The 3,765-nt window shown below is 74.4% G+C and carries 3 protein-coding genes; all 3 read left to right on the top strand.

Annotated features, from left to right (window positions below; translation table 11 throughout):
- Positions 1–335 precede the first annotated feature (335 nt).
- From BIV57_RS23130 to BIV57_RS23120, 3 genes are read left to right on the top strand one after another with little or no spacing between them, the layout of a single operon-like run.
- Positions 336–1,709, top strand: a complete 1,374-nt coding sequence (locus BIV57_RS23130) for a magnesium transporter MgtE N-terminal domain-containing protein (protein WP_071658818.1) — start codon at positions 336–338, stop codon at positions 1,707–1,709.
- Positions 1,706–2,395 carry a DUF1003 domain-containing protein gene (locus BIV57_RS23125; protein WP_071658817.1) on the top strand — a complete coding sequence of 230 codons (690 nt, stop codon included), beginning with the start codon at positions 1,706–1,708 and terminating at the stop codon, positions 2,393–2,395. The genes BIV57_RS23130 and BIV57_RS23125 overlap by 4 nt, the downstream gene beginning before the upstream one ends.
- A gap of 43 nt (positions 2,396–2,438) precedes the next feature.
- Complete coding sequence (locus BIV57_RS23120) at positions 2,439–3,587, top strand: Mrp/NBP35 family ATP-binding protein (RefSeq protein ID WP_071658816.1); 1,149 nt, start codon at positions 2,439–2,441, stop codon at positions 3,585–3,587.
- The last annotated feature ends 178 nt before the right edge of the window (positions 3,588–3,765 follow it).

The following is a 3,765-nucleotide window of genomic DNA, read 5'->3' as shown; positions in this document are numbered from 1 at the left end:
CCGGCGCGAGCCACTCCGCGACCCCCCACCCCCCGGCGCCGACCACGAGCGCCACCACCGCGGCCGCGCCCAGCACCGCACCCCCGCGCCCCCGCTCGCGCCGCCTCCCGCGACAACCCACACCCGCCTCCTCCACCTCGGACGACCTGACGAGTGGTCAGCCACCCTAACGACGTGGAGCCAACCAACGCCGCACCACCGGCGTGTCCCCACACGACGTGCGCCCGCACCTCACGCCCCGCGCGCCCTGCGCGCCCCGCGTGCCCCCTCCCACCTCCGGCCTCCGCGCCCGGGTAGCCTGAAACCGTCCCGCCCACGTGCCCAGAGGACCAGTCATGGCGGCAGCATCCGCACCGGTGTTCATCTCGCACCTCTCCGGGATGGCCGTCTTCGCGCAGAACGGCGACCAGCTCGGCCGGGTGCGCGACGTGGTCGCCTCCCTCCGCACCGGCGACCGTCCGCCCAAGGTCCTCGGCCTGGTCGTCGAGGTCGCCAGCCGGCGCCGCATCTTCCTCCCGATGACCCGCGTCACCAGCATCGACGCCAAGCAGATCATCACCACCGGCCTCGTCAACATGCGCCGCTTCGAGCAGCGCGCCACCGAGACGCTGGTGATCGCCGAGATGCTGGACCGCCGCGTCCGCTACACCGCCGATCCGCAGGACGGCCGGGAGGGCCAGGACGCCACCGTCCTCGACGTCGCCATGGCCCAGACCCGGCTGCGCGACTGGGAGATCACCAAGGTCTTCATCGGCATCGGCGCCGCCCGCACCGGCCCGCTGCGCCGCCGCGGCGGCGAGACCCGCACCGTCCCCTGGTCCGACGTCACCGGCTTCTCCCTCGCCGAGGAGGGTCAGGGCGCAGCCAACCTGCTCGCCGCCGTCGAGCAGCTGCGCCCCGCCGACCTCGCCAACGTGATGCACCACCTGTCGCCCAAGCGCCGCTCCGAGGTGGCCGGCGCGCTGGACGACGGCCGCCTCGCCGACGTCCTGGAGGAGCTGCCCGAGGACGACCAGATCTCCATCATCGGCGGCCTCCAGGACGAGCGCGCCGCCGACATCCTGGAGGAGATGGACCCGGACGACGCCGCCGACCTCCTCCACGAACTCCCCGACGCCGAGGCCGAGCGCCTGCTGCAGCTGATGGAGCCCGACGAGGCCGCGCCCGTCCGCCGGCTGCTCAGCTACCCCGAGTACACCGCGGGCGGCATGATGACGCCCGAGCCGATCGTCGCCCGCCCGGACGACACCGTCGCCGAGGCGCTCGCCCGGGTCCGCAACGCCGACCTCTCGCCGGCGCTCGCCAGCCAGGTCTACGTCTGCCGCGCCCCGTCCGAGACGCCCACCGGCCGCTACCTGGGCCTGGTGCACTTTCAGAAGCTGCTGCGCGAACCGCCGTTCACGCTGCTCGGCGGGATCGTCGACGACGATCTGCAGCCGCTGCCGCCCGACACCCCGCTGCGGCAGGTGACGACCCACATGGCCGTCTACAACATCGTGGCGGTGCCGGTGGTGGACGAGGCCGACCACCTGCTGGGCGCCGTCACCGCCGACGACGTCCTCGACCACCTGCTGCCGGACGACTGGCGCGAGGCGGTCCTCGACCACGGCGACCCGGACGGCCCCGGCGGGCCGCGCGATCTGGCGGACCTCACCCCCGGGCAGGTCCGCGCGTCCGGGGCGACCCGGGTGGCGAAGGGGGAGGCATGAGCACGCCCAAGGGCGCGTCCGAGGGGTACGGCACCACCGGATCGGGTGACCGCCGCGACCGCACCGACCGCGAGCGCTCCGACCGCGACCGCCCGGACCGCCGCCGCCGCGGCGACCGCGCACGCCGCCGCGCCGCCGGCCGCGAGGAGCGGGCCCGCCTGGACGAGCCCCGCCTGCCGCGGCCCCGCTGGCTGCCGACGGCGCCGTCCTACGACCCGGACGCCTTCGGCCGGCTCTCCGAGCAGATCGCCCGCTTCCTGGGCACCGGGCGGTTCATCGTCTGGATGACGGTCTTCGTCGTCGTCTGGGTCGGCTGGAACGTGCTGGCCCCGGCGAACCTGCGGTTCGACAACTACCCGTTCATCTTCCTCACCCTCGCCCTCTCGCTGCAGGCCTCCTACGCCGCCCCGCTGATCCTGCTGGCGCAGAACCGGCAGGACGACCGGGACCGCGTCAACCTGGAGCAGGACCGCCGCCGCAACGACCGGAACATCGCCGACACCGAGTACCTCACCCGCGAGGTCGCCGGACTGCGGGTTGGCCTCGGCGAGGTCGCCACCCGCGACTTCGTCCGCTCGGAACTGCAGTCGCTGCTGCGCGAATTGGACGAGCGCTACGGTCCGGCCGAGGACGGCGGCGGCGACGAGGGGCCCGCGCGGCGCGATCCCGGGGCTACCGACCGGTAACCCACTTCGGGGGACACCCCCGGGGCGCCGTACCATCGAAGGCATGGCTTCCCAGACCGACTCGCTCCAGGACGCGATCCGCGCCGCGCTGGCGACCGTGCAGGACCCCGAGATCCACCGGCCGATCACCGATCTCGGCATGGTCAAGTCCGTCGACATCGCCGAGGACGGCCGCGTCGCCGTCGCGGTCTACCTCACCGTCTCGGGCTGTCCGATGCGCGACACCATCACCACGCGGGTGCAGGAGGCGGTCGGCCGGGTCGACGGCGTCACCGGCGTCGACGTCGAGCTGGACGTGATGAGCGACGAGCAGCGCCGGGCGCTCGCCGAGCAGCTGCGCGGCGGCCAGGCCGAGCGCGAGATCCCGTTCGCCAAGCCCGGCTCGCTGACCCGCGTCTACGCGGTGGCCTCCGGCAAGGGCGGCGTCGGCAAGTCCTCGGTGACGGTCAACCTGGCGGCGGCGCTCGCCGCCGACGGGCTCAAGGTCGGCGTGGTGGACGCCGACATCTACGGCCACTCCGTGCCGCGGATGCTGGGCGTCGAGGGGCGGCCCACCCAGGTCGAGAACATGATCATGCCGCCGTCGTCGCACGGCGTGAAGGTCATCTCCATCGGGATGTTCACCCCGGGCAACGCCCCGGTGGTCTGGCGCGGGCCGATGCTGCACCGCGCGCTCCAGCAGTTCCTCGCCGACGTCTACTGGGGCGACCTGGACGTCCTCCTCCTCGACCTGCCCCCGGGCACCGGCGACATCGCCATCTCGGTGGCCCAGCTCGTCCCCAACGCGGAGATCCTGGTGGTGACGACGCCCCAGCAGGCCGCCGCCGAGGTCGCCGAGCGGGCCGGCTCCATCGCCACCCAGACCCACCAGCAGATCGTCGGCGTCATCGAGAACATGGCGGGCCTGCCGTGCCCGCACTGCGGCGAGATGGTCGACGTCTTCGGGACGGGCGGCGGCCAGCGCGTCGCCGACGGGCTGACGCGGACCACCGGCACCAGCGTCCCGGTGCTCGGCTCCGTCCCCATCGACGTCCGCCTCCGCGAGGGCGGCGACGACGGCACCCCCGTCGTCCTCGCCGAGCCCGACTCCCCGGCGGCCCAGTCCCTCCGCGCGATCGCCGGCAAGCTCGGCGGCCGAGCGCGAGGCCTCTCCGGCCTCTCCCTCGGCCTCACCCCCCGCAACAAGTTCTAACCCCCCGCCGGCCACCCGCCCCGAATGGGGTGCTGGCGGCCCGCCGGCCACCGACGGAGCCCTCGCCGACCCCACCCCGGGTGGGGTGCCGGGGCTTTGGGGCGGCGAACAGCAACCACCGCTCAGCGGAACCTTTTACGCCCGCGCCCGACCCGCCGCGGCACCCGCCCCCGCGTCG

The sequence above is a fragment of the Mangrovactinospora gilvigrisea genome (assembly GCF_001879105.1).
Lineage (GTDB): Bacteria > Actinomycetota > Actinomycetes > Streptomycetales > Streptomycetaceae > Mangrovactinospora > Mangrovactinospora gilvigrisea.
The sequence above is the reverse complement of the archived record's forward strand: the minus strand, read 5'-3'. Positions and strand labels throughout refer to the sequence as shown.